Source organism: Stenotrophomonas maltophilia group sp. Smal12, from assembly GCF_037079935.1.
In the GTDB taxonomy this organism is placed as follows: domain Bacteria; phylum Pseudomonadota; class Gammaproteobacteria; order Xanthomonadales; family Xanthomonadaceae; genus Stenotrophomonas; species Stenotrophomonas sepilia.
Map to the genome: position 1 here is coordinate 13461 of NZ_JBAWUK010000039.1, position 26156 is coordinate 39616.

22 protein-coding genes and 1 pseudogene are annotated in these 26156 nt (G+C 67.4%); 12 read left to right on the plus strand and 11 right to left on the minus strand.

The window, feature by feature from the left end; genetic code table 11:
- Nucleotides 1-32: 32 nt before the first annotated feature.
- Genes smeA through smeC form a run of 3 tightly spaced genes read left to right on the plus strand, consistent with a single transcriptional unit; the run spans nucleotide 33 to nucleotide 5803 of the window.
- Entirely contained in the window at nucleotides 33-1229 is a 1197-nt protein-coding gene (gene smeA / locus WDC87_RS16060; RefSeq protein WP_227837105.1) for a multidrug efflux RND transporter periplasmic adaptor subunit SmeA, read from the plus strand.
- Nucleotides 1230-1241: 12 nt separating this feature from the next.
- On the plus strand, nucleotides 1242-4391 hold the full coding sequence (smeB, locus tag WDC87_RS16065) for a multidrug efflux RND transporter permease subunit SmeB (RefSeq protein ID WP_252744922.1): 3150 nt from the start codon (nucleotides 1242-1244) through the stop codon (nucleotides 4389-4391).
- Nucleotides 4388-5803 carry a multidrug efflux transporter outer membrane subunit SmeC gene (smeC, locus tag WDC87_RS16070; RefSeq protein ID WP_252744921.1) on the plus strand — a complete coding sequence of 472 codons (1416 nt, stop codon included), beginning with the start codon at nucleotides 4388-4390 and terminating at the stop codon, nucleotides 5801-5803. Before smeB ends, smeC begins: the two co-directional genes overlap by 4 nt.
- A gap of 133 nt (nucleotides 5804-5936) precedes the next feature.
- Here smeC and mnmG read toward each other — a convergent pair whose 3' ends face one another.
- Together mnmG and WDC87_RS16080 are read right to left on the minus strand one after the other, a co-directional pair.
- Entirely contained in the window at nucleotides 5937-7826 is a 1890-nt protein-coding gene (mnmG, locus tag WDC87_RS16075) for a tRNA uridine-5-carboxymethylaminomethyl(34) synthesis enzyme MnmG (RefSeq protein ID WP_005420137.1), read from the minus strand.
- A gap of 586 nt (nucleotides 7827-8412) precedes the next feature.
- A complete protein-coding gene (locus WDC87_RS16080; RefSeq protein ID WP_301655240.1) occupies nucleotides 8413-8904 on the minus strand; it encodes a hypothetical protein in 492 nt (163 codons plus the stop codon).
- 160 nt (nucleotides 8905-9064) lie between these two features.
- Between WDC87_RS16080 and WDC87_RS16085 the strand changes: the two genes are divergently transcribed.
- On the plus strand, nucleotides 9065-10027 hold the full coding sequence (locus WDC87_RS16085; protein ID WP_088497029.1) for a pyridoxal-phosphate dependent enzyme: 963 nt from the start codon (nucleotides 9065-9067) through the stop codon (nucleotides 10025-10027).
- Entirely contained in the window at nucleotides 10024-10656 is a 633-nt protein-coding gene (locus tag WDC87_RS16090; RefSeq protein WP_080376938.1) for a YdcF family protein, read from the plus strand. The genes WDC87_RS16085 and WDC87_RS16090 overlap by 4 nt, the downstream gene beginning before the upstream one ends.
- A 38-nt stretch (nucleotides 10657-10694) precedes the next feature.
- Here the strand turns inward: WDC87_RS16090 and bioC are convergent.
- The 5 genes and pseudogenes from bioC to bioB all read right to left on the minus strand — a co-directional run.
- Nucleotides 10695-11564 (minus strand): annotated as a pseudogene (gene bioC, locus WDC87_RS16095) (malonyl-ACP O-methyltransferase BioC); the annotation flags it as partial.
- A 12-nt stretch (nucleotides 11565-11576) separates the two neighbouring features.
- A complete protein-coding gene (locus tag WDC87_RS16100) occupies nucleotides 11577-12356 on the minus strand; it encodes an SDR family oxidoreductase (protein WP_088497031.1) in 780 nt (259 codons plus the stop codon).
- A 29-nt stretch (nucleotides 12357-12385) separates the two neighbouring features.
- Nucleotides 12386-13165: a pimeloyl-ACP methyl ester esterase BioH gene (gene bioH / locus WDC87_RS16105; RefSeq protein WP_072168004.1), complete on the minus strand. Its 780-nt coding sequence runs from the start codon at nucleotides 13163-13165 to the stop codon at nucleotides 12386-12388.
- Nucleotides 13166-13183: 18 nt separating this feature from the next.
- Nucleotides 13184-14407, minus strand: a complete 1224-nt coding sequence (gene bioF, locus WDC87_RS16110; RefSeq protein WP_252745194.1) for an 8-amino-7-oxononanoate synthase — start codon at nucleotides 14405-14407, stop codon at nucleotides 13184-13186.
- 67 nt (nucleotides 14408-14474) lie between these two features.
- A complete protein-coding gene (gene bioB / locus WDC87_RS16115; protein ID WP_227837116.1) occupies nucleotides 14475-15518 on the minus strand; it encodes a biotin synthase BioB in 1044 nt (347 codons plus the stop codon).
- A 159-nt stretch (nucleotides 15519-15677) separates the two neighbouring features.
- On the opposite strand from bioB, the gene WDC87_RS16120 reads away from it, so the two are divergent.
- Nucleotides 15678-15986, plus strand: coding sequence for a hypothetical protein (locus WDC87_RS16120; RefSeq protein ID WP_072168001.1), 309 nt, complete (start codon nucleotides 15678-15680; stop codon nucleotides 15984-15986).
- On the opposite strand, the gene WDC87_RS16125 is transcribed toward WDC87_RS16120, so the two are convergent.
- Nucleotides 15973-16341 carry a hypothetical protein gene (locus WDC87_RS16125; protein ID WP_180890741.1) on the minus strand — a complete coding sequence of 123 codons (369 nt, stop codon included), beginning with the start codon at nucleotides 16339-16341 and terminating at the stop codon, nucleotides 15973-15975. The genes WDC87_RS16120 and WDC87_RS16125 overlap by 14 nt on opposite strands.
- Here WDC87_RS16125 and WDC87_RS16130 point away from each other — a divergent pair.
- From WDC87_RS16130 to WDC87_RS16155, 6 genes are all read left to right on the plus strand, one after another.
- Complete coding sequence (locus tag WDC87_RS16130; RefSeq protein ID WP_252745195.1) at nucleotides 16327-17652, plus strand: chloride channel protein; 1326 nt, start codon at nucleotides 16327-16329, stop codon at nucleotides 17650-17652. The two genes, WDC87_RS16125 and WDC87_RS16130, sit on opposite strands and share 15 nt — an antisense overlap.
- A 145-nt stretch (nucleotides 17653-17797) precedes the next feature.
- A complete protein-coding gene (locus WDC87_RS16135; RefSeq protein WP_252745196.1) occupies nucleotides 17798-18967 on the plus strand; it encodes a major royal jelly family protein in 1170 nt (389 codons plus the stop codon).
- Between the two features lie 88 nt (nucleotides 18968-19055).
- Nucleotides 19056-19739 (plus strand): ComF family protein, encoded by a 684-nt coding sequence (locus tag WDC87_RS16140; RefSeq protein ID WP_252745197.1) that lies wholly within the window; start codon nucleotides 19056-19058, stop codon nucleotides 19737-19739.
- Nucleotides 19740-19778: 39 nt separating this feature from the next.
- Entirely contained in the window at nucleotides 19779-20138 is a 360-nt protein-coding gene (locus WDC87_RS16145) for a hypothetical protein (RefSeq protein WP_252745198.1), read from the plus strand.
- A gap of 1067 nt (nucleotides 20139-21205) precedes the next feature.
- Nucleotides 21206-21757, plus strand: coding sequence for an HdeD family acid-resistance protein (locus WDC87_RS16150; protein ID WP_049431885.1), 552 nt, complete (start codon nucleotides 21206-21208; stop codon nucleotides 21755-21757).
- A complete protein-coding gene (locus WDC87_RS16155) occupies nucleotides 21754-22224 on the plus strand; it encodes a hypothetical protein (protein ID WP_065185868.1) in 471 nt (156 codons plus the stop codon). The genes WDC87_RS16150 and WDC87_RS16155 overlap by 4 nt, the downstream gene beginning before the upstream one ends.
- A gap of 52 nt (nucleotides 22225-22276) precedes the next feature.
- Here the strand turns inward: WDC87_RS16155 and WDC87_RS16160 are convergent, their stop codons facing one another.
- The 3 genes from WDC87_RS16160 to WDC87_RS16170 all read right to left on the minus strand — a co-directional run bounded on the left by WDC87_RS16160 (nucleotide 22277) and on the right by WDC87_RS16170 (nucleotide 26136).
- Nucleotides 22277-24055 (minus strand): MFS transporter, encoded by a 1779-nt coding sequence (locus WDC87_RS16160; protein ID WP_151354976.1) that lies wholly within the window; start codon nucleotides 24053-24055, stop codon nucleotides 22277-22279.
- A gap of 192 nt (nucleotides 24056-24247) precedes the next feature.
- The gene (gene nagA, locus WDC87_RS16165; RefSeq protein WP_188240528.1) at nucleotides 24248-25363 is read right to left on the minus strand and encodes an N-acetylglucosamine-6-phosphate deacetylase; all 1116 of its coding nucleotides are present in this window, start codon (nucleotides 25361-25363) and stop codon (nucleotides 24248-24250) included.
- Entirely contained in the window at nucleotides 25360-26136 is a 777-nt protein-coding gene (locus WDC87_RS16170) for a DeoR family transcriptional regulator (RefSeq protein WP_049417055.1), read from the minus strand. The genes nagA and WDC87_RS16170 overlap by 4 nt, the downstream gene beginning before the upstream one ends.
- Nucleotides 26137-26156: the final 20 nt, after the last annotated feature.

The window sequence follows — 26156 nt, forward strand, 5'->3', positions numbered from 1 at the left end:
GCACGGGTCAACGCAAGGCCCCCACACCCCCCATGTCACTCCTGCGCCCGCTGTCCCGTTCTCCCCGTCCGCTGTTGCTGCCCCTGCTGCTGGCCCTTGCGGCCTGCTCGGCGGGCAGGTCCGAGGCCCCGGCCATCCCTGAAGTGGGCGTCATCACGGCCAGCGCACAGCCGCTGGCGCTGCAGCAGATCCTGCCCGGTCGCGCCGTACCGTTCGAGGTGTCCGAGGTGCGCCCGCAGGTCGGTGGGTTGATCCGCCAGCGGTTGTTCACCGAAGGCCAGCAGGTCAAGGCCGGCCAGCTGCTTTACCAGATCGATCCGGCGCCGTACCAGGCCGCCTTCGATACCGCGCGTGGCCAGCTGGCGCAGGCCGAGGCCACTGTGTTGTCGGCGCAGCCGAAGGCCGAGCGCACCCGCACGCTGCTGGGCATGGATGCGGCGAGCAAGCAGGACGCCGACGACGCCACCTCGGCGCTGAAGCAGGCCCAGGCCAATGTGATCGCCGCGCGCGCTGCGCTGCAGGCGGCCCGCATCAACCTCGACTACACCCGGGTGACCGCCCCCATCGACGGCCGCATCGGCACCTCCAGCGTGACCGCTGGCGCGCTGGTCGCCGCCGGCCAGGACGCGGCGCTGGCGACCATCCAGCGGTTGGACCCGGTCTATCTGGATGTCACCCAGTCCAGCACGCAGATGCTGGCGCTGCGCAAGCAGCTCGATGCCGGCCTGGTGAAAGCCATCGACGGCAAGGCACAGGTGAAGGTGCTGCTGGAGGACGGCAGCACGTATGCGCATGAAGGCACCCTGGAGTTCGTCGGCAGCGCAGTCGACCCGGGCACCGGCAACGTGGTGCTGCGCGCGGTCATTCCGAACCCGGAGGGCCTGCTGCTGCCGGGCATGTACCTGAAGGCGGTGCTGCCGATGGCCACCGATGCGCGCGCCCTGCTGGTGCCGCAGAAGGCGGTGCTGCGCAATGAACGTGGCGAGCCGTTGCTGCGCCTGCTCGACGCAAAGGATCGCGTGGTCGAGCGCCGGGTCAGCACCGGCCAGGTAGTGGGCAACCAGTGGCAGATCACGCAGGGGCTGAAGGCTGGCGAACGGGTGATCGTCAGCAACGGCAGCGCGGTAGCGCCTGGCCAGCAGGTGCAGGCGGTGGCGGCCACCACCGCGCAGCTGGCCGCAATGCCGGCGATCGACCCGACCGGCAACACCGACGAAACGTCGCACTGAGGCCTGCCGCGCATGGTTCGTTTCTTCATCGACCGGCCGATCTTCGCCTGGGTGATCGCCATCGCGGTCAGCCTGCTCGGCCTGCTCGCGATCCTGATCCTGCCGGTCGACCGCTACCCGCAGATCGCCCCACCCACCATCACCATCCGCGCCACCTACACCGGTGCCTCGTCGCAGACCGTGGAAAACGCGGTGACCCAGGTCATCGAGCAGTCCCAGCAGAGCCTGGACCACCTGATGTACATGACCTCCACCAGCGCCTCCGATGGTTCGGCGCAGGTCAACCTGGTGTTTGCCACCGGCACCAATCCGGACACCGCGCAGGTGCAGGTGCAGAACCAACTGCAGGCGGCGATGGCGACGCTGCCGCAGGCGGTGCAGCAGAACGGCCTGACCATCACCAAGTCCAGTGGTTCGATCTTCGAGGTGCTGTCGTTCACCAGCGAGGACGGCAGCATGGACAACTTCGATGTCGCCAACTTCATGGAAGCGCGCATCGACGACCAGATCAGCCGCGTCAGTGGTGTCGGCAACATCCAGCCGATCGGCCAGGAATACGCCATGCGCATCTGGCTGGACCCGGAGAAGATGCGCCAGTACGCACTGATGCCATCGGACATCGAGACCGCACTGCAGGCGCAGAACACCGACGTTTCGGCCGGTGAGCTGGGTGGCCAGCCGGCGCTGAAGGGCCAGCAGCTGGACGCCACGGTCACCGCGCGCAGCCGCCTGCACACGCCCGAACAGTTCGCGCGGGTGGTGCTGAAAGCCGATGCCAGCGGCAGCGTGGTGCACCTGGGTGACGTGGCGACGATCGGCCTGGGCCCGGAGAGCTACGACAGCATCAGCACCTTCAACGGCAAGCCGTCGGCGTCGCTGGGCATCGAGCTGAATGCGGGTGCCAATGCCATCGCCGTGTCCAAGGCCATCGAGACCCGCCTGCAGCAGTTGCAGAAGCACTGGCCGCACGGCTACACCTACCACGTGGCGTTCACCACCACGCCGTTCGTGACGATCTCGCTGAAGGAAGTGGTGATCACCCTGATCGAGGCGGTCATCCTGGTGGTGCTGGTGATGTACCTGTTCCTGCAGAACTGGCGCGCCACCCTGATCCCGACCATCGCAGTGCCGGTGGTGCTGCTGGGCACCTTCGGCGTGCTGGCCGCGTTCGGTTATTCGATCAACACGCTGACCATGTTCGCGCTGGTATTGGCCATCGGCCTGCTGGTGGACGATGCCATCGTGGTGGTGGAGAACGTGGAGCGGGTGATGACCTTCGAAGGGCTGGCGCCGAAGCCGGCCACGTTGAAGGCGATGGGCCAGATCACCGGCGCGCTGGTGGGCATCGTGCTGGTGCTGACCGCGGTGTTCCTGCCGATGGCGTTCTTCAGCGGTGTCACCGGCGTGATCTATCGCCAGTTCTCGGTGACGATTGCCGCCGCGATGATCCTGTCGGTGCTGGTGGCGATGACCATCACCCCGGCCCTGTGCGGCAGCATCCTGCACCAGATTCCCAAGGGCGGCCATCCGCATGGCGACCACGGCGGTGAGCCGAGCCTGCTGGGCAAGTGCTTCATCTGGTTCAACCACCGTTTCGAGCGCACCTCCAACGGCCTGCGTCGCCGGGTGGATGGCTTCCTTGGCCGGCGCACGCTGGGCGTACTGTTCTACCTGGCGCTGAGCGTGGCCACCGGCCTGCTGCTGTGGCACCTCCCCGGCGCGTTCCTGCCCGACGAGGACCAGGGCATGCTCAACGCGCTGGTGAAGCTGCCGGCCGGTGCCACCCTGGAGCAGACCCGCGCGGTGATGGATCGCCTGAGTGCCGCCGCGGTGAAGGACGACGGCGTGCTGTCGATCCAGGCCACCGCTGGTTTCAGTGTCACCGGCAGCGGCCAGAACGTCGGCCAGGCCTTCATCCGCCTGAAGGACTGGGATGACCGCAAGGATGACGCCGACACCATTGCCGCGCGGTTGACCGCGGCCATGGCCAGCGTGCCCGATGCGCAGGTGTTCATCACCTCGCCACCGGCCATCCTTGGCCTGGGTGACGCAGGCGGCTTCACCCTGGAACTGCAGGACGAAGGCGGCGCCGGCCATGCCGCCGCCGTGGCCGCGCGCAACACGCTGTTGAAGGAGGCCGCCAGGGATCCGAAGCTGGTCAACGTGCGCTACGCCAGCCTGGAAGACGCGCCGGTGTATGCAGTGAAGGTGGACGACGCCAAGGCGCAGGCGATGGGCGTGAATCCGCAGGACATCAATGACACCTTGAATGCGGCCTTGGGTGGCGACTTCGTCAACAACTTCATCTACAAGGGCCGCATCAAGAAGGTGTTCATCCAGGGCACGGCCGAAGCGCGCATGCAGCCGCAGGACATCGAGCGCTGGAGCGTGCGCAACCAGGCAGGGCAGATGGTGCCGCTGTCGTCGCTGGTCAGCGCGCACTGGTCCAGCGCGCCGGCCGCGCTGCAACGCTACAAAGGCATCTCGGCGATGGAGATCACCGGCCAGCCCGCGCCCGGCGTCAGTTCCGGCGAGGCGATGGCCGAGATCGCGCGCCTGGCCGACAAACTGCCGGAAGGCTTCAGCCATGCCTGGTCGGACATGGCCTACCAGGAACAGCTGTCGGGCAATCAGGCGCCAATGCTGTACGCCATCTCGCTGCTGTTCGTGTTCCTGTGCCTGGCCGCGCTGTATGAAAGCTGGGCGGTGCCGTTCGCGGTGATGCTGGCGGTGCCGGTGGGCGTGTTTGGTGCGGTGCTCATGATGAATCTGCGTGGCCTCAACAGCGACGTGTACTTCCAGGTCGGCCTGCTGACCACGATTGGCCTGGCGGCCAAGAACGGCATCCTGATCGTCGAGTTCGCGCGCATCCTTGAACAGCAGGGCAGGAGCACCCGCGAGGCGATCCTGCAGGCCGTCTATCTGCGCCTGCGGCCGATCGTGATGACCTCGCTGGCGTTCCTGATGGGCGTGCTGCCGCTGGTGTTCGCCACCGGCGCCGGCTCGGCCGCGCGCCGCTCGCTGGGTACCGGCGTGGCCGGCGGCACGGTCGCCTCGATGGTGCTGGGCATGTTCTTCGTGCCGTTGTTCTACCTGCTCGTGCGCCGCCTGTTCCCGGGCCGCGCGCCGGCCCACGCCGCTGCCCCGGAGGCAAGCCCATGAAGCCGATGCTGCTGCGCGCCCTGGCGGCCGCAATGATCACCACGGTGCTGGGTGGTTGCGTGAGCATGGCGCCGCATTACCAGCGGCCCGAGGCACCGGTGCCGGCACAATTCGGCAATGCCGCCACGGGCGAGGCCGAGCCAGCACTGGCGGTGCCAGCCTGGCGCGAAGTCTTCCTTGAGCCACGCCTGCAGCAGGTGATCGCGCTGGCGCTGCAGAACAACCGCGACCTGCGCGTGGCCGTGCTGCAGGTGGAGAAGGAGCGGGCGCAGTACCGCATCCAGCGCGCGGCGCTGCTGCCGTCGGTGGATGCCAGCGGCAGTGTCACCCGCTCGCGGGTAAGCGATGCCAACAGCGAGACCGGTGCCACCCAGGTGACTGAATCCGATGCCGTGCAGGTGGGTATCAGCAGTTGGGAACTGGATCTGTTTGGACGCATCCGCAGCCTGAAGAACGAGACCCTGCAGAACTGGCTGGCCAGCGCCGAGAACCAGCGCGCCGCGCGCACCAGCCTGGTGGCCGAAGTGGCCGCGGCGTGGCTGGCGCTGGCAGCGGACGAGCAGTCACTGGCGTTCACCCGGCAGACCCTGGACAGCCAGCAGCAGACCCTGCAGCGCACCGAGGCCCGTCATGCACAGGGGCTGGCCTCGGGGCTGGATGTCTCGCAGGTACAGACCAGCGTCGAAGCCGCGCGCGGTGCGCTGGCCAAGCTGCAGACGCAGCAGGCGCAGGATCGCGATGCATTGCAGTTGCTGGTGGGGGCGCCGCTGGATGCGGCCCTGCTGCCAACCGCGCAGGCGCTGGATGGCAGCGTGGCACTGGCGCCGCTGCCGGCCAACCTGCCGTCCAGCGTGCTGCTGCAGCGCCCGGACGTGTTGTCCGCCGAACACGCACTACAGGCGGCCAATGCCGATATCGGTGCCGCGCGCGCCGCATTCTTCCCGACGCTGACCTTGACCGCCAACTACGGCCACAGCTCCACCGCGTTGTCGACGCTGTTCTCGGCCGGCACCCGTGGCTGGTCGTTCGCGCCCAGCATCACCGCGCCGATCTTCCACGCCGGTGCGCTGAAGGCCTCGCTGGATGCCTCGAAGATCGGCAAGGACATCGGCATTGCGCAGTACGAGAAAGCGATCCAGCAGGCCTTCAGTGAAGTAGCCGATGCGCTGGCCACGCGTGATCACCTGGCCACGCAGATGGACGCACAGCGCGCGCTGGTGGCCGCCAGCCAGCGCAGCTACACGCTGGCCGATGCGCGTTACCGCACCGGGCTGGACGGCTATCTGCAGGCACTGGATGCGCAGCGCAGCCTGTTTGCCGCACAGCAGGACCTGATCGCGCTGCAGCAGCAGGAAGCGGGCAACCGGGTGACGTTGTTCAAGGTGCTGGGCGGCGGTGCCCACGCACGGTAGCGCGTTCGCCAAGGTGGGTGCGTGTTCCGCTCCGGTGGGTGCCGACCTTGGTCGGCACACATGCACGGAGTGTCGCTATCGGATGATTCGTGCCGGCCGAGGCCGGCACCCACCAGAAGCGGACGGTCCCGCGTTACGCCACGCGGCCGCGGCGCGCGCGCTCCAGGTGCACCAGCAGCAGTGAGATCGCTGCCGGGGTCATGCCCGGAATACGCTGCGCCTGGCCGATGGTCTGCGGGCGCACCCGCTCCAGCTTCTGCAGTGCTTCGGCCGACAGCCCGCGCACGGTCGCATAGTCGAACGCCTCGGCGATCGGCGTGGCCTCATGCCGCTGCTGGCGCTCGATCTCCTCGCGCTGGCGGTCCAGGTAGCCGGCGTACTTCACGCCGATCTCCACCTGCTCGGCCACCTTGGCGTCGGCCACGGCCGGCCCCAGCGATGGCACCTGCATCAGCTGCGCGTAATCCAGCTCGGGGCGCTTGATCAGGTCCAGCACGTTGGTCTCGCGGCTGACCGCCACGCCCAGCGTGTCCTGCACTTCGCGGCCCAGCGCATTGGCCGGGGTTGCCCACAGCGCGCCCAGGCGTGCGCGCTCGGCAGCAACAGCGGCCTGCTTGGTCTCGAACGCACCCCAGCGACGATCATCCACCAGGCCCATCTCGCGGCCGGTCGGGGTCAGGCGCTGGTCCGCATTGTCCTCGCGCAGCTGCAGCCGGTACTCGGCGCGGCTGGTGAACATGCGGTACGGCTCGTTGGTGCCGTGGGTGATCAGGTCATCCACCAGCACGCCCAGGTAGGCCTCGTCGCGGCGCGGGCACCAACCGTCCAGCCCACGCACCTGGCGTGCGGCGTTGAGGCCGGCCAGCAGGCCCTGCGCGGCGGCCTCCTCATAGCCGGTGGTGCCGTTGATCTGGCCAGCGAAGAACAGGCCGTTGACCAGCTTGGTCTCCAGCGACGCCTTCAGCCCGCGCGGATCGAAGAAGTCGTACTCGATGGCGTAGCCTGGGCGGGTGATGTGCGCGTTCTCGAAGCCACGGATGCTGCGCACCATCTCCAGCTGCACGTCGAACGGCAGCGAGGTGGAAATGCCGTTGGGGTAGATCTCGACGATGCCCAGGCCTTCGGGTTCGACGAAGATCTGGTGGCTGGCCTTTTCGGCGAAGCGCACCACCTTGTCCTCGATGGACGGGCAGTAGCGCGGGCCGATGCCTTCGATCTGGCCGCTGTACAGCGGCGATCGGTGCAGCGCGTCGCGGATGATCTGGTGGGTCTGCTCGGTGGTGTGGGTGATCCAGCAGCTGACCTGCTGCGGATGCTCGTCCACCGAGCCGAGGAAGGACATCACCGGCCGCGGCGAATCGCCCGGCTGCTCGTCCATCACGCTGTAGTCCAGCGAGCGGCCATCGATGCGCGGCGGCGTGCCGGTCTTCAGGCGGTCCACCTGGAAAGGACGCTCGCGCAGGCGCGCCGCCAGCGTGGTGGCCGGCGGGTCGCCCATGCGGCCGGCGGCGTACTGGGTCGGGCCGACATGGATCTTGCCGGCCAGGAAGGTGCCGGCGGTCAGCACCACGGCACCGGCGTCGAAGCGCAGGCCGGTCTGGGTCATGACCCCGCGCACGGCGTCGCCTTCAATGACCAGGTCATCGACGGCGGCCTGGAACACGGTCAGGTTGGCCTGGCCTTCGACGATGGCGCGGATCGCCATGCGATACAGGTTGCGGTCGGCCTGGCAGCGGGTGGCGCGCACGGCTGGGCCCTTGGAGGCGTTGAGCGTGCGCCACTGGATGCCGGCGCGGTCGGCGGCATGCGCCATCGCACCGCCCAGGGCGTCGATTTCCTTGACCAGATGGCCCTTGCCGATGCCGCCGATGGCCGGGTTGCAGCTCATCGCGCCCACTGTTTCGATGTTGTGGGTCAGCAGCAGGGTGCGCACGCCGGTACGGGCCGCGGCAAGCGCGGCTTCGGTGCCGGCGTGGCCACCGCCGATGACGATGACGTCGTAACGATGGAAGGACGGGTTCATGGGGCTGTTCAGCTGGGGGCGGGCGCGGCCGGGGCGGCACCGGGGTGGCGATTTTAGCGCCATTCGGGGCCGCGACGTCGGCGCCGGCCGGCTTCCGTCGAAATCAGCCCTAAAGTTGGCAGGATTTTTGCAGATAACCCAATAGCACCCACCGTGGCTGGCGCCGCAGGCGCCCGTGACCGGAATTGGAACAGGGGCCGGTACAGGCGCACGGTGGGGGAGCAGGGGGCCGGCAGTCGGGGGACTGCGCGGCCCTGTTTTTTTCTGGAGGCTATCGGGAGAGCTCCATCCACGCATGGCGTGGATCTACTGATGACGGGCCTTGGGTAGATCCACGCATGCGTGGATGCCGTGGCGGCGGCACCAGAACAACGTGCCCCAAAAACAAACGGCCCCGCACTGCGGGGTCGTCTGCCTTCAGAGGTGCCGACATCCGACAGGGCCGGAACAGGGGGGATCCAGATGTTCCTGTCGGATATCGACGTAGAGCTTTTTGCGGCGGCCCGTGTCATTTTTGTCACTTTGTGACGCGGGCCGTCACTGGCCCCGTAGAGTGCGGCTTGGACCGTGTGAAATGCAATACGGTTCAGCGCTCAACTGTGCGCTGCGTCCCACGATCCATGTTGCGCCAGGGGGAACCGTTCATTCTTGGCGCACTCGGCGCCGGAGCCGGACGGGCCGGCGGCGGGGGCGCAGAGGGCTGGCTGTTCGATTGCGGCGGGCGGCGCATCGAGTCCATGTTCCGCCACGGCGAACCGCCGTTGTACGACGGCCGCGACGGCGGCGGCGGGCGGTTCTCGCCGCCGCTGCCGGGTGGGCGCGGTGGCGGGCGGTGGTTGTGCGGCGGGCGGTAGATCGGGCGCGAGTAGTACGGATTGCCATAGCCGCCGTAGTAGCCGCCATAGCCGCCGTAGTACGGGTAGCCGTAGTTGTAGGGATAGCCGGCGGGGTAGCGGTACTCCACCGACGGCGCACCGTGGTAGTAGCTGCCGCTGCGGCCACCGCCGACATAGTCGTAGGTGGTGCAGCCGGTCAGGGCCAGCATCAGGCCACCGGCAAGCATCAGGCGCGTTTTCATGGTGGGTCCCCCCATAGGACGGGTTGTACAGTGAGCTTCATGCGCAGGCGTTGAATCGGCCCTTAACTTCACTGTCCAGGATGAATGGAGGTGAAGGCTGCCATGCTGGCATGACCTGTGCCGGGGTCGCCAGCAGGGAGCCATACGTTAATCTTGCGTCATGAGCGATTCACTGTTGCCCCGTGCCGATGATGTCCTGGCTGCCGCTGCGCGGATCGCGCCGCACGCCAGCGTGACCCCGGTGCTGCGCTCGCGCACGCTGGATGCGCTGGCCGGCGCGCAGCTGGCGTTCAAGGCCGAGCATCTGCAGCGCGGTGGCGCATTCAAGTTCCGCGGCGCCTGCAATGCGGTGTGGTCGCTGGATGCCGATCGCGCCGGCGCCGGCGTGGTCACCCATTCCTCCGGCAACCACGGCGCCGCCCTGGCCCTGGCCGCGCGCACCCGTGGCATTCCCTGCCACGTGGTGGTGCCCGAAGGTGCAGTGGCGGCCAAGCTGGCCAACATCGCCCGCCATGGCGCCACGCTCTGGCGCTGCCCGCCGACCGTCGCTGACCGCGAGGCCAGTTGCGCCAAAGTACAGGCTGATACCGGCGCGACCCTGGTCCATCCTTATGCGGACCCGGCGGTGATGGCCGGGCAGGGCACCGCAGCACTGGAGCTGCTGCATAGCGACGGCCCGTTCGACGTGCTGGTGGTACCGGTGGGCGGCGGTGGCCTGGCCAGCGGTACCGCCCGGGCCCTGCAGCTCGCCAGCCCGCAGACCCGGCTGGTGCTGGCCGAGCCGGCCGGCGCGGACGACACCGCGCGCTCGTTGGCCGCTGGCGAGCGCCAGGGGCCGTTCACCCCGGACACGATCTGCGACGGTCTGCGCACCCTGATCGGCGCGCCCAACTTCGAGCTGCTGCGCGCGGCCAACGCCGAGGTGATCGTGGTCGATGACGCGGCGACGGTGGCGGCGATGCGCTTGCTGTGGGAGGTCCTCAAGCAGGTGGTCGAGCCGTCATCGGCGACCGTGCTCGCCGCGGTGCTGGCGCAGCCGCAGCGTTTTGCCGGCCTGCGCGTGGGCCTGGTGCTGTCCGGCGGCAACGTCGACCTTCCCGCACTGCGCTGGGGCGCGCCGTGAGCCGCGACCGGCACCGGCATCGCACTGGCCTGCTGGGCTGGCTGTGGCGGTTGTTTGTCCTGCTGGTGATCTGGCTGCTGGGCGTGACTGCCTGGATCGTCTGGGTCGGCGAGCGTGACCAGGCGGCCAAGGCCGACGCCATCATCGTGCTCGGTGCGGCGGCCTATGACGCCAAGCCGTCGCCGGTATTCGAAGAACGCATCCGTCATGGGCTGGATCTCTATGAGGCCCGGTTCGCGCCACTGCTGATCTTCACCGGCGGCTATGGTGGTACCGGCGCGCGCTTTTCCGAGTCACAGGTGGCGCGGCGCTATGCGCTCAAGCACGGCGTGCCGGACGATGCGATCCTGATCGAGACTGCCTCGCGCAACACCGTGCAGAACCTGGTGGAAGCCAAGCGGCTGATGGACCAGCGCAACCTGCACCGCGTGATCATCGTCAGCGACCCGCTGCACATGGCGCGCGCGCTGCGCCTGAGCAAGGCGCTGGGCATCGATGCACTGGCCTCGTCCACGCCCAGCACGCGCTTCCGCAGCTTCCACACCAGCTGGCGCTTCCTGGTGCAGGAAATCTACTTCTTCCACCGCGACCTGGTGCGGCCGCCGCTGAGTTCGCCGGCCAATACCTGAGGCGGGAGCCTGATTTGGGCGGCTACCATTCGGTAGTGCCGGATCGGAATCGCCGAAACCGGCACTGAGGCCACGTCATGCCCGCCTTCGCGGATCGGTGCGCCCGGGTCCGGTGCCCAGGCATGGGCATAGATCACTTCCCAGCTGCTGGGCAGCTTGCCGTCGGCGCGGCGCATCGGTTCATACGCCGCTGCCGCCGCAGCGAAACGGCCACGCCCGGTCAGCGTGTGGCGGCGATCCACCCGCGCATTGGTCGCGCCCATCGCGCGCAGCTCGCGCATCAACGAGGGCAGGTCGTCGTAGGTCAGGGTGAACAGATCGCGGTCCAGCACCGGGTCGCGGAAGCCCGCCATCATCAACGCATCGCCGAACTGGGCGATCTGCGCGAAGCGGCTCACGTGCGGGCGGTCATCGGCGGCGGCGAAGGCCTCGTTGAGCTCGACCAGTGTGTCCGGGCCGAAGGTGGAGCACAGCAGCAGGCCACCGGGCTTGAGCACGCGACGGAATCCGGCGAACACCGCCGGCAGGTCGTCCACCCACTGCAGGCACAGGTTGCTGAAGATCACGTCCACGCTGTTGTCGGCCAGCGGCAGCGCGGCGGCGTCGCCGCACAGGCGCTGGAACGGCTTCCACCAACCGGCCTGGCGCTTGGCCTGGTCCAGCATCGGCAGTGCCACGTCCAGCGCGATCACCTGCGCCTTCGGCCAGCGCTTCTTCATCAGCGCACTGGCGTGGCCGGTTCCGGCGCCAATGTCCAGCACCACCTCGGGCTTGCGTGCTTCCAGGTAGTCCAGCGATTCCACCAGCCGCGCCTGCACCTCGCGCTGCAGGGCGGCGGCGGCGTCGTAGCTGGTGGCGGCGCGGGCGAACGCGCGGCGGACATGGCGGGCATCGAAGTGGGACGGCATTGCGAAAGTCTCTTAGAACGTACCGGGGTAGGCGCCGCCGTCGATCAGCAGGTTCTGCCCGGTGAGGTAACCGGCGTGTGCGCTGCACAGGAAGGCGCAGGCGGCGCCGAATTCGTCCGCCGTGCCGAAGCGGCCGGCGGGAATCTGCTGGCGGCGGCGTTCGGCCACTGCGCCGGCATCGCCGTCCTTGCCCGCAGCGTGGGCGAAGTTGGCGCGCAGGCGGTCGGTGTCGAACTGGCCGGGCAGCAGGTTGTTGATCGTGACGTTGTGCGCGACGGTGCGGCGCGACAGGCCGGCGACGAACCCGGTCAGGCCGCTGCGCGCGCCATTGGACAGCGCCAGGATGTCGATCGGGGCTTTCACCGCCGACGAGGTGATGTTGACGATGCGGCCGAAGCCACGCGCGATCATTGCGTCCACGGTGGCGCGGATCAGCGCGATCGGCGCCAGCATGTTGGCGTCCAGCGCGGCAATCCAGTCGTCGCGCTCGAAAGTGCGGAAGTCGCCTGGCGGCGGGCCACCGGCATTGGTGACCAGGATGTCCACCTGCGGGCACGCGGCCAGCGCCGCGGCACGACCGGCGTCGGTGGTGACGTCGGCGGCGACCGCGCGCACCTCAGCGGCACCGGGCAGGGCGCTCAGCTCCGCGGCGGCAACCTGCAGTGCCTCCTCGCCACGGGCCACGATCACCACGTTGACGCCCTCGCGCACCAGCGCACGCGCGCAGCCCAGGCCCAAGCCCTTGCTTGCGCCGCAGACCAGTGCCCAGCGGCCGTTGATACCCAGATCCATGCGTCAATCCCGTGGAATGAGGAAGGCGCTCATTGTCCGCCATCGGCCGGTGACAGGCCGGCAACGAAGTGTTGCAGGGCGCTGGCCACCTCGTCGGCATGGCCGAGGAAGGGCGCGTGGCCGCCATGGGCGATGGTCAGCGCCTGCGCACCCGGGGCCAATGCCGCAGCGGCCTGCATCGCCGCCGGAGACACCAGCCGGTCGCGCTGGCCGGCGATCCACAGGCTGGGCCTGGCCAGCGTCGGCAGTGCGCCGCGCAGGTCGGTGCTTTCCAGCAGGCGCAGGCCTTCCAGCAGAGCGCGTTCGGTGGGCGCGCCGCGCTCGACCAGGCGCTGACGCAGCGTGCGCAGCTCCTCGCGGGCGTGCGCCGAGCCCATCACGTCCAGCGCCAGGAAACGCTCCAGGGTGCCACCGAAATCGGTCGCCAGCGCGCGCCCGAACTGCTCGAACACCGCCGGCTCCACCGCATGCGGCCAGTCGTCGCCACGCACGAAGCGCGGCGTGGCCGCGATCATCGCCAGCCCGCGCACCTTCGGAAGCGTCGCGGCGGCGTGCAGTGCGAACAGGCCGCCCAGTGACCAGCCGCACCACACCGCCGGCGGCGTGGCCGCGGCAATGGCGTTGACCACGAATGGCAGGCGCAACGGTGTGGTGTCTTCGCGGCTGTGGCCATGGCCCGGCAGATCAACCAGATGCAGGGTGAACCGCTCGGCCAGGCGCTGCACCAACGGTGCGAACACACCGCCCTGCAGGGCCCAGCCATGAATCAGTACCAGGTCCGGCCCCTGGCCGGTGACGTCGATATGCATGGGAAAACGACAGCAGGCTCAGGCAAAGACAGGCAACGGCGGTGGCGCGGCGTCACGCACCGCCAGATCCACGCGATCGCGCGCGCTGGCGATCGCGTCCACCAGGCCACGCACCTGTTCCGGCGTGTGCAGGGCGGACAGGGTGACACGCAGGCGCGCCTTGCCTTCGGGCACCGTGGGCGGACGGATCGCGCCGACCAGCCAACCGGCCTGTTCCAGTGCCTTGGACATCGCCACAGCGCGGTGATCGTCACCACACAGCAGCGGCTGGATCGGCGTTTCCGAAGCCATCAGGTCCAGGCCATGGCGGCGTGCCTCGCTGCGGAACAGCGCGATCAGGTCGGTCAGTTTCGAGCGGCGCCAGTTGTCACGGCGTGCCAGGCGCACCGCTTCCAGTGCAGCGGCGGCCAGCGGTGGCGGCATCGCCGTGGTGTAGATGTAGGGGCGTGCGGTTTCGGCCAGGTGCTCGACCAGATCGTCGCGGCCCAGCACCAGCGCGCCGGAACCGCCCAGTGCCTTGCCCAGCGTGACCAGCTGCAGCGGCACATCGTCCACGCCCAGCCCGGCGGCGGCCACGGCACCACGGCCGTCTCCGACCACGCCTACGCCGTGCGCATCGTCCACATAGAACAGCGCCTGCTGCAGGCGTGCCACAAGCGACAATGCACGCAGCGGTGCGATGTCGCCATCCATGCTGAAGACACCATCGGTGGCCAGCATCGCCGCGCCGTCGGGCGCGTGCTTGAGCTGGCGCATCGCGCCTTCGGCATCAAGGTGCGGATAACGGCGCAGGCGCGCACCGGCCAGCCGCGTCGCATCCAAGAGGCTGGCGTGGTTGAGCTTGTCCTGCACGCAGACGTCGTTCTCTTCGCTCAGCAGCGCCTGCTGCACCGCCAGGTTGGCGGCGAAGCCACTGCCGAACAGCAGCGCACGCGGATAGCCAAGCCATTCGGCCACCTCGCGTTCCAGCGCCTCATGCAGGGCATGATGGCCGCAGACCAGGTGCGAGGCACCTGCGCCAGCGCCTTCGCGTGCGGCGGCGTCCTGCAGCGCGTTGACCACGCTGAACTGCTGGGCCAGGCCGAGGTAGTCGTTGCTGCAGAAGCCGGTCAGCCACTTGCCGTCCACTTCCAGGCGCACGCCATCACGACGGGTGACCGTGCGTCGCGGGCGGCGACGGCCTTGGGCATCGCGCAGGGCGCGCTGGGCGTGGAGGCGGGCGGTCAGGTCGGGGCGGGCCATGGTGGCTGAATGCGTCGACGGGGCGGCTAGGGTAGCGCGTTGCCGCGGCGCCTGCTTGCGGCCCGTCTCAGGCCGCGTGAGCGCAGCCACAGCCGGGCGTATCGGCACTGATATCGGCGTGCACGGTACCGCCGTGGTCGTGGCCTTCGGCATCCACCTGCACCGCCATCGGCTGCAACCCCAGCCGAGCGAACAGGGCCAGGTCGCGCTCGCTTTCCGGGTTGCCGGTGGTCAGCAGCTTGTCGCCGTAGAAGATGGAGTTGGCGCCGGCCAGGAAACACAGCGCCTGCAGTTCGTCACTCATCGCCTCGCGCCCGGCCGACAGCCGCACCATCGAGCGCGGCATGGCGATGCGGGCCACCGCGATCATGCGCACGAACTCGAATGGGTCCAGTTCGGCGCTGCCATGCAGCGGCGTACCCGCCACCTGCACCAGCTTGTTGATCGGCACCGAATCCGGATGCGCCGGCAGCGTGGCCAGCGCCAGCAGCAGGCCGACGCGCTGCGCGCGCGTCTCGCCCATGCCGACGATGCCGCCGCAGCAGGTCTTCAGGCCGGCATCGCGCACGTGTTCCAGCGTATCCAGGCGGTCCTGGTACTGGCGCGTGTGGATGATCGAATCGTAGTAGTCCGGCGCGGTGTCGAGGTTGTGGTTGTAGTAGTCCAGGCCGGCGTCCTTCAGCGCACGTGCCTGCTCGCCGCTGAGCATGCCCAGCGTGGCGCAGGTCTCCAGGCCCAGCGCCTTCACCCCGGCGATCATCGCCGCTACCTTCGGGATGTCGCGGTCCTTCGGCGAACGCCACGCCGCGCCCATGCAGAAGCGCGACGCACCGGCGGCCTTGGCCTGGCGCGCCTTGGCCAGCACCGCGTCGGTGTCCATCAGCTTCTGCGCGTCCACCCCGGTGGTGTAGCGCTGTGCCTGCGGGCAGTACGCGCAGTCTTCAGGGCAGCCGCCGGTCTTTACCGACAGCAGCGTGGAGACCTGTACCTGGGCCGGGTCGAAGTGCTCACGGTGGACCGCAGCGGCGCGGAACAGCAGCTCGGGGAACGGCAGATCGAACAGCGCCTGCAGTTCGTCGTGTTGCCAGTCGTGGCGGATGGCAGCAGCCATGGCGGACCTTGGGTACGAGTGGAGCGAGGGCGGCAGTGTGGGTGGGCTGGTGAGCGCTGTCAACTTAATTTTATAGGTAAAGGTTTACATTGAACGGCCGCCATGAACGGGCGTTACGGTGTAAGTTCATTGCTGCATACGGACGCGCGAACACATGCCATGAACAGCTACCAGTCCTATTCGATCCGCCGCGACGCGGTGCTGTGCAGCCTGGCCGAACTACCTGACGGCGGCCTGCGCGTGGTGCTGGATGATCTGCGTCAGGCCGATGCGCCGGGGCAGTGGAAGAATCACACCTTCGTGACCTTCAAGGACTACCCGGCGGGGGAGCTCGATCCGGCGATGCTGCCGAAGGAGGAGCTTGAAGCATTCGGTCACTATGTCTTGGTTCGCTTGTTGGCGATAAACGGTTGCCTGCGTGATACGGACGAAGGCCCTGACAGCGATGTCCCTCTCACCGACCAGTAGCGGCAAAGCACCGCCGCGCTGACCGACGAAGGCAATCGCCCGGATCGATGCGCAACTGCGTTCCCACTGCGATGGACAGTTCCGAAACATCGCCTGCATCGAGGGGATGGCGATGTCGCTGGACCCGCAGCGCCACCCCGGCATTGCCGATGTCTTCTACGCCCAGCGTGTGCGCGAACGGGTCGCGCGCGGCGTACTGGAAGTGCGGGGTGCAAAAGCGCCGGTGGCGGGAGCGCCTGCGCGTCCAGCGATGTACGTCGGGGCATTTCACCGCATCCTGCAAGGCCTTCAGCCACAGTAGCCGCTGTCCGCCTTCCTCCGCAGCGTCCAAACTGCCCGCATGACCGATCTCCATCGCCTCCGCGGCCGCATCACCGCGCTGGTTCTCAGTGAGGCCTGGCGCCGCCGTGCCGCGCTCTGGGGCGGGGCTGTGGCCGTAGCGCTGGTGGCCATCCTGTTCGCCAAGGCCAGCGACGCGGCCTTCCATCTGTTCCAGCGCATCACCGCGCGCTCGCCGTGGTGGGCCCTGCTGCTCACGCCCGGCATCTTCGCGTTGCTGGCCTGGCTGACCAGTGGCGTGCTGAAGCCCACGCGGGGCAGCGGCATTCCGCAGGTCATCGCTGCGTTGGACAAGCCCGATGAGCCGTTCCGGAAAACCAACCTTTCCCCAGCGGTTTCGGCCGGCAAGCTGTTGCTGACCTCGCTGTCGCTGCTCGGCGGCGCGTCGGTTGGGCGCGAAGGTCCCACGGTGCATGTGGGCGCGAGCCTGATGTATCTGTTCGGCCGCTGGTTCGGCTTCAAGGATCCACGCGAACTCTCGCCCTTCCTGCTGGCGGGTGGTGCAGCGGGCATCGCCGCGGCATTCAACACGCCGCTGGCGGGCATCGTGTTCGCCATCGAGGAGCTCAGTGGCCGTTTCGAACATCGCTTCTCCGGCACCCTGTTGACCGCAGTGATCGTCGGTGGCGTGGTGTCGCTGGGCCTGCTGGGCAACTACACCTATTTCGGCCATGTGAGCGCGCGCCTGCCGCTCGGCCAGGGCTGGCTGGCGATCCTGCTGTGCGGCGTAGTGGCCGGGTTGCTGGGCGGATTGTTCGCGCGCGCGGTGCTGGCCAGTGCGGCGGGGCGCCCCCGTTGGCTCGGGCAACTACGGCAGCGGCATCCCGTGTTGCTGGCCGCAGGCTGCGGGCTGGTGGTGGTGCTGCTGGCCCTGGCGTTCGGAGAAGGCGCATTCGGCACCGGCTACGAACAGGCGCGCAGCCTGGTGCAGGGGCAGGCGATGGTGGGCCACGAGTTCGGTCTGATGAAGCTGCTGGCGAACCTCGCATCGTACGTAGCCGGTATTCCCGGCGGCCTGTTCTCGCCGGCGCTGGCGGTCGGTGCCGGCCTTGGCCACAACCTGGCCGTACTGATGCCGGGCGTGGACCCGCGCGCGTTCGTGCTGCTGGGCATGTGCGCCTACCTGACCGGCGTCACCCAGGCCCCGCTGACCTCGGCGGTGATCTCGCTGGAGCTGACCGACAGCGGTGATCTGCTGCTGCCGATCCTGGCCACGGTGCTGATCGCGCGCGGCGTGTCCGGGCTGGTGTGCCGCGTGCCGATCTACCGCGGGTTGGCGGAGATGTTGATGGAGCCGAAAACAGAGCCAGCTGATAGGCCTCACTGATTGCCTTGATCAACAGGACCAATCATCTCGAATCTTCACTCCAGCAGTGAAGCTGATTCCGCGCTGCACCGTCTACCCCATGCGCGGCGCGCCGCTGAAGATGCATCGACACCGGGGCTGCACCCGGACCCGCATCGAGAGCACCATGATCAACTGCCGTATCCGCAGCCTGGTGGCTGCCGTCCTGGCCCTGGCCAGTTCCCCCGCGCTGGCGATGTCCGGCGTGCCCATGCTGCCCAGCGAGCGCAACATCGGTACCCTCGAACCAGTGGCGCGTTTCGAAGGTGCCATGCCCACCAGCGTGGCGGTATCAGAAACCGGGCGCATCTTCGTCAACTTCCCGCGCTGGGGCGATGACGTGAGCTACAGCGTGGCCGAATGGCGCGACGGCCGCGCCGTTCCCTATCCGGATGCGCGCATCAACAGCGCGGACGGAGCCGACCCGGCTGCACACTTCATCAGCGTGCAGAGCGTGGTGGCCGATGGCCAAGGCCGGCTTTGGGTGTTGGACACTGCAGCGCCCGGATTCTCCGCACCGCAGGCCGGTGGCGCCAAGCTGGTGGCGATCGATCTGGCTACCAATACCGTGGCCAGGACACTGGTGTTCCCGGCCAACGTCATCGACGCGCGCACCTATGTCAACGATGTGCGCTTCGATTTCCGTGTTGGCCGCGAGGGCGTGGCCTACGTGACCGACTCGTCGCTGAGCGGTATCGGCGGCATCATCGTGATCGACCTCGCCACTGGCGCCGCGTCCAAGCGACTGGTCGGCCACGTATCCACCTCGGCCGATGCCGCCTTCGTGCCGATCGTGGAAGGGCAGCAGATGCGGCTGCGTAACGCGGATGGTTCGACGCAGCCGTTCACCGTGGCCGCCGATGGCATCGCCCTGTCGCCCGACGGCGCCACGCTGTTCTACACGCCCTTGTCCAGCCGTCATCTGTACAGCGTGCCGACCGCGCTGCTGCGCGATTCGAAGGTGAGTGAAGCGGAACTGGCGGCTGCGGTGGTCGACCACGGCGACAAGGGCGCCTCCGATGGCATGGAGATGGACGCCAACGGGCGATTGTATGCCAGCGACTACGAGCACAACGCCATCCATGCCCGCGACGCGCAGGGGCGATGGACGACGGTGGTGCACGACCCGCGCATCCTGTGGCCGGATACGCTGTCGATGGGGCCGGACGGCTATCTGTATTTCACCGCCAACCAGCTGCATCGACAGGCCGGCTTCAATGGTGGAGTGGATCGCCGGCAGACGCCGTACATGGTGTATCGCACCCGGGTGGATGCGAAGCCTGCGCCAACGCGGTGAAGTGCTCCGTAAACGGGTAAAGACGCCTACAGGTCAAGGAGCGTGCGTCTGATGGCCTCGGGGCAGCGGCGCGGTCACGCTGTAGCGCATGCCGACCAAGTCCACTCGCCTCCTGCAGGCGGCACTTCGCGTGCTGCTACCGCTGCGCTGCCTGGTCTGTGGCGAGCCGGGCCACGATGAACTTGACCTGTGCCGCGACTGCCTTGCCGGACTGCCCTGGGCCGGTCGTGCCTGCCTGCGCTGCGCCCTCCCGCTACCCGGGAACGCCCTGATCGTCTGCGGGATCTGTCGCGAGGAGGCGCCGCCGCAGGCCGCCACACATGCCAGCCTCCTGTACCTTCCACCCGTCGATCAGCTGCTGGTGCGTTACAAGTTCCACCAGGACTTGGCGGCCGGGCGCTTGCTTGCCCAGCTGATGCAGCGCGCACCACCGCCCTGGTCGTGTGCGCCGCTGGTGCCGGTGCCGCTGCATGGGCGGCGCCTGCGCCAGCGCGGCTACAACCAGGCCGGCGAGCTGTGCCGGTTGCTGCCGATGCCGGTCTGGCAGGGGGTGTACCGACGACGCCACACCGCGCCGCAGTCCGAGCGCAGCGCAGAGCAGCGCCGGGACAATCTCTTTGACGCATTCGGCACGCGCTTGTCGCCACCGACACGGCTGACCGTCGTGGACGATGTGATGACCACCGGCAGCACCGTGATGGAAATCGCCGAGACGTTGCGGCTGGCGGGTGCCAGGGACGTGCGAGCATGGGTGTGCGCACGGGTGCCGTGACGACGGGAGCGATTGACATCGCATGACGGCAGCTGAAGGATGCCCATCCTTCAGCGCGCGGTGCTCGACTGCATCGCCGCAATGGGTGCACGGATGCAAAGACCCTATCACTCTGCCAGGCATTTGATTGAAGCTGGAATAATTACGGAGAATTCTGGGTCAAAAGCCGCTCGGCAGGCATTTCAGGATATTGGGCGGGCTATTCTTACAAAACCAATAAAAACTTTTGATCACGTAATGGTTCAAGGCGGGCAGCCGGTTAAAGGCTTTTATGGGAAGATTAACGGAGAGGACGTTGTTATCTTTGTGGCGAAGGAGCCTCGCGGCAAGATAGCGGCTGGAGATATTGTTACAGCGATCAAGCCATCCCCGCAGCAGATCAAGAATTTCGGACTATGATAACGAAAGACAGCCTCGGAATATATTGGGCCATTCCAGACCAGTCTGGTCGTGTTGTTTATCAGGAGGAGGTATGCGGAATTATTTTCTACGGGTATTGGAGTTGTGGTTCGATTGGCGAATTTGGCAAGAATAGTGCCTCGTTTGAGGACATATGGAGTGGTCGCGTCGATGTGAGATTCAGGGAGTGGGAGGGGCAAGGTATGAGCAATTTGTCCGCCGAAGTTAAGATAAATTCCTGGCCTGATGAGGACGAGTGGTTGATATGCATTAGGCGATCACTGGAATGGTTTGTTGAGGGGGGCGCAATCATTTCCTGGTGTGGATCGGAACTGAGTAGCCCCTCCTTGGATGTGTTCTCATCAGTGGATAGCTCTGGTTCGGTATATGCCGCATATAGTGAACGTATCGGCTTTGTTTGTGGTTCGGGATTGAATTGTGAGTATCAGGATGTAAGTCCTTCGGAACTTGAACGTTTTAATAGGCTTGTCCTGGGGGCGGTGTAGATCTACTCATATTCTTGCATTTAGGGCGGGGTCGTTAGAGGTGGATGGATCTATAAGCTCGGATCAGATGCTCCAGAGCTGACAGCAGTATTTGTGAAGTAATTTATATATGAATTTTAGAATCAATGAAGGTGTACGCTTGTTGGAGGATATTCCTTCAGTGGGAATTTATCGTGGCAGTCTCGGGGTGGTAGTTGCCGTACTCTCCGAGCCAGAGGAAGCCTATGAGGTTGAGTTCTGCGATGGGGGCGGCGCAACAATTGCGCAGATTTCACTAAGGTCAGCGCAGTTTGAGGTCATGAGGTGATGAGCCTTGTTCTGCTGACCGATCCCGCGCCAGGATCAATGGCAGTGGCATCAGCCCCACCCGGCTCACCGTCGCTGGCGAAATGGGGCGCCGGGCGACGCGAAGAAGAACGACAGCTGTTGTCTATTGATGAGATCGGAGCAATTTCGTCCATGGCAGCGCCGGCCCACGACGAACCCGCCAACGATCACCGTCATCTCCCCCTTCATCTCGAACGGCTACGATGAACCCGGTTCCGGATCGAAGGAGTGGCCATGAATTCCCCCTTGTCTCCCCTGTTGTCGGCGGTTGGCCGTAGCTGGTGGATCCTCCTGCTGTATGGCCTGGTCGCTCTCGGCTTCGGCATCGTCGCCATCGGCTGGCCATTGTCGGCGGCCATGGCATTGGCCTGGACGCTGGGCGTGATGGCCATCATCGAGGGCGTCATCAGCCTGTTCGCATTGATCAATGGCGGCAGCGGCGCGTCCCGCGGCTGGCTGGCGCTGTACGCCCTCGCCTCGCTGGGCTTCGGCATCCTGGCGGTGATCAATCCGCTGGCCACCGCCAGCGTGCTGGTGCTGTTCCTGGCGGCGTGGCTGCTGGTGGCCGGCATCTATCGCATCGTGTTCGCGATCCGCGTGCGCAAGCAGATCCAGGGCGAATGGTTGCTGATCCTCAGCGGCGTGCTGGCGGTGGTGCTGGGCCTGCTGTTTGCGGCGAATCCATATGCCGGCGTGGCGGTAACTACGCTGTGGATCGGCATCGGCAGCCTGCTGTACGGCCTGCTGCAGGTGCTGGTGGCATTCAAGCTGCGGAAGCTGAAGTGAGGGCTGCGCTTCCGCTGTTGCTGGGCGTGGCCTTGACCCTGGCCGGCTGCATGCCGGGCGCCACGCCCGGTGGCTTGGCAGGGAAGGATCACGTGCCGCGCCCTGGCGTGGATGTGCGCCTGAGCGCGGTGGACGCCTCCGGCAAAGGCAAGCCGGCGCAATGGCAAGGCGAAACCCTGGCCCTGCGCGAGCCGCCGATTGCCGGCAGCACCGACATTGCCGACGTGCGCTACGTGCTGGATGAAGCCAAGCAACCTGGCCTGCAGATCCGCTATCGACCCGAAGCGCACCAGCGCATCCACGATGGCACGGCAGCACTGGTGGGCCAGCGCGCGGCGCTCAGCGTGGACGGCCGCGTGCTGATGGTGGCGACGGTGAAAGGCCCGTTCGGTGAATCGATGATGCTGAGCGGGCTGCCGAGCATTGCCGAGGCACAGGCGTTGGCGAAGCACATCACCGGTCAGTGACGGGCGCGCCAACACCACCGCGTTACGCGCGGAGGTCGACCAAGGTCGACCGCTACCGGGCGAACCGTGCCTCGATCTCCTCCAGCGACTTGCCCTTGGTCTCCGGCAGCCAGAACGCGGCTACCAGGAAGAACACGAAGGTGCACGCCGCCCAGAACACGAACATGCTGGCGTAGCCGTAGTGGCCCACCGTGGGCAGGAAGATGGCGGCGATGGTGGTCGACACGAACTGGTTGATCAGCAGCGCGATGCTCATGCCATTGGAACGGATGCGGTTCGGCATCAGCTCCGACAGTGCCAGCCACACGCACACGCCGGGGCCGACCGCGAAGAACGCGACGAACACCAGGATGCAGGCGGCCACGGCCCAGCCGTGTGCCGGTGGCGGCACCGGGCCGATGCGCGCCTGTTCGATGCGCAGCGGCGCCTGCGCGGCACTGGCCGGGTCGGCGAACGGGTTCAGATGCAGCTTGCGGAAGAATGCGCCGATCACGCTGTCTGGCTGTACGGTGCCGGTGCGGTCGATACGCAGTTCGCGATCAATCAGGTTGTCGCTGCGCACGGCGCGCACATTGGTGAAGTCGCCGTAGGCGTACGACACGGTCAGCTGCAGCGGCCGGCCCTCGCTGTCGATGCCAGCACCGAGGCGCTGCCACTGGGCTTCATCCAGCACCAGCTGCAGGCCATCGCCGTTGACCGCCGCCTGCAACTGCGGCTGCACATCAGCGCGACCGCGCTCGGCCTGGAAGAACAGCGTGGCCGCGGCCAGCAGGGCCACGCAGATACCACCGCTGCCGAGCATCAGCAGGAACTTGCGGCCCTTGCGGTCGACCAGCAGCAACGCGACCACGGTCATCACCGCATTCAGCAGCTTGATCGCCACGTCGGCGCCGTTGGCCACTGAACCGGACAGGCCGGCCTGATTGAGGATGTTCACCGCGTAGGCCAGTACCGAGTTGATGCCGGTGGCCTGGGTGCAGGCCAGCACGACGCAGGCGAGCAGGAACGGCACCACGTAGCGGCGGCTGAGCAGCGGGTCGCGCTTGCTGTCGCTGCTGCTCGATTCCGGCGCCTGGATCTGCGCAAGGGTGGGCTCCACATCGGCAGCGGGCAGTACGCGATGCAGGCTGCGGCGGGCTTCATCAATGCGGCCCCGGCGTACCAGCCAGCGTGGCGATTCGGACAGCCAGAAGATGCCCGCGCAGAACAGCAGGCCCGGCGCCAGGCAGGTCCAGAAGATGGTGCGCCAGGCGTGGTCCTTCACCGTGAACAGTTCCTGCGCCTGCTGCGCGACCGGCAGCGAACGCACGGCTTCGGCGGCGGCATCGACGGCGTGGGCGTGGTACAGGCCGATCAGGGCTGCCAGCACCAGGCCAACGGTCAGCAGCAGCTGGAACATCGCCGCGCCGCGCCCACGTCGCTCGGGGCTGAGCACTTCGGCCAGGTACAGCGGAATCACTACGCCGATCAAACCGCCACTGATGCCCTGCAGCAGGCGGCCCAACAGCAGCGGCGTGTAGCCGGAGGCCAGTGCCATGATCGGAATCGAGGCGGTGAACAGCAGGCCGGCCAGCAGCATCGCGCCGCGGCGGCCGATCAGGTCGGCGATCATGCCGGCGAACAGCGAGGACAGCACGCTGCCCAGCAGTACCGCGGCCACCACGAAGCCAAGCTGCTGGCTGCTGAGCTGCCAGGCATGGCTGGCCGTTGCTTCCAGGTAGGGCAGGGCACCGGCGATGATGCCGATGTCGATGCCGTACAGCAGGCCGCCGAGGCCGCCGATGAAGAGCAGGTAGCGTACGGGCCAGCGCGGAGCGGTGCTTGCAGTCATCGGCAGTTCCTGTGGTAGCGCCGGGCCAGGCCAGGCGGCGGTTCGTCGCAGAGTGCATTCTGTAGAGCCGAGCCATGCTCGGCTGCTTTCCGTTCCGATATCGAGGTTCCCCATGCCGCGCTTCGTGCGGTGAGCCGAGCATGGCTCGGCTCTACAGGGAGCCCGCGCGGCATCCGGGCCGCATCGCTTGCGTCAGGTCAGATCGATCACGCGCCCACCAATGACCACCTGCTGCAGGCGCAGTTCGGTGTCCAGCACCACCAGGTCGGCACGGGCGTCGGGCGCGATGCGGCCGCGATCGCCCAGGCCCAGGTAGTCGGCTGGGAAGGTGGAAACACGTTGCGAAGCGTCGGCCAGCTCCAGACCCACGCGCACCAGGTTGCGCAGCGCCTGGTCCATGGTCAGCGCGCTGCCGGCCAGTGAACCGGTCGCCAGGCGCACGCAGCCGCCGCACTTGTGCACGCGCTGCTCGCCCAGCGCGTACTCGCCGTCGGGCATGCCGGTGGCGGCCGTCGCGTCGGTCACCGCATACAGGCGCGGGATCGCGCGCGCGGCCAGGCGGATCACGCCGGGATGGATGTGCTGCAGGTCGGGAATGATCTCGGCGTACTGTGCATGCGCCAGCGCCGCCGCGGCGATGCCGGGTCGGTAATGGTCGACACCGGTCATGCCATTGAACAGATGGGTGAAGCCGGAGGCGCCGGCCTGCAGCGCGGCTACGCCTTCCTCGTAGGTGCCGGCGCTGTGGCCGAGCTGCACGCGGATGCCCATCGCCGAAAGCGCGGGAATCAGTGCGGTGTGCCCGCCGATTTCCGGTGCCAGCGTCATCACTCGGATCGGCGCCAGTGCGTGCAGTTGCTGCACCAGCGCCAGCGTCGCCTCGATCGTACGGTTGGGCTGTGCACCGAGCCGCTGCGGGCTGATGAACGGTCCTTCCAGATGCACGCCGACGATGCGGGCGGCGTCGGCATCGGGCGCCGCCATCGTCGCAGCCACCCCCTGCAGCGCGTGCTCGATCTCATCCAGGCCGGCGGTCATGGTGGTTGCCAGCAGCGTGGTGGTGCCGAAGCGCAGATGGGTGCGCGCGATGGTGCGCGCCACGTCGCCGCCCTGCATCAGGTCCACCCCGGCCGCACCGTGCACATGCAGGTCGATGAAGCCGGGCAGGATGACCGGCAGCTGCAGGTCGTCAGCACCACTGTGGTCATCCACCTGCAGCTGGCGCACGTGTGAATCGAAGTGGACCTGGCCACGCCGCCAGCCCAGCGGGGTGAGGATGCGGCCATGCAGGGAACGGATGTCGGTCATGCGGGAGGCTCGGCAATGATCACTTCGATACCCAGCCGCTGCAGCCCTTCGCGGGTTGCGTCGTCGATGCCGGCGTCGGTGATGATGGCGTGGATCTGGTCGAGGCGGGCGATGCGGTGCAGGCTGACGCGGCCGAACTTGGAGGCGTCGGTCAGCACCACGATGCGGCGCGCGCGCTCGACCATGCGGTGGTTGAGGCGGGCTTCGGCCTCGTCGTGGGTGGTCAGGCCGAACTGCAGGTCCAGGCCATCCACGCCCAGGAACAGGGTGTCGAAGCTGTACGAGTTGAGGCTGGCCTCGGCCTGGCTGCCCTGCAGCGACAGCGACTGCTGGCGCAGCAGGCCACCGGTCAGCAGCACGGTGATGCCCGCGGCATTGGCCAGTTCCCAGGCGATGTTCAGGCCATTGGTCATCACCGTCACATCGCGATGCGCGCGCAGGTGGCGGGCCAGCGTCATCGTGGTCGAACCGGAATCGATGATGATGTTGTCGCCTGGCTGCACCAGGCGCGCAGCGCGCGCACCGATCGATTCCTTCAACGGCAGGTTCAGCGCGTCCTTCTCATGGATGTCCTGTTCCTGCGGCGGCGTGCGCACCAGGGTGGCGCCGCCGTGGGTGCGGTTGGCCAGGCCCTGCGACTCGAAGTGGGTCAGGTCGGCACGGATGGTTACCGCCGACACGCCGAAACGCTCGACCAGATCGGCCACCTGCACCGAGCCGTGCTCGATCAGCAGCTGCAGGATCTGTTGCCGGCGGGAGCGGGTGTTGCGCATGGCCATTCTCGGTTTCGCGG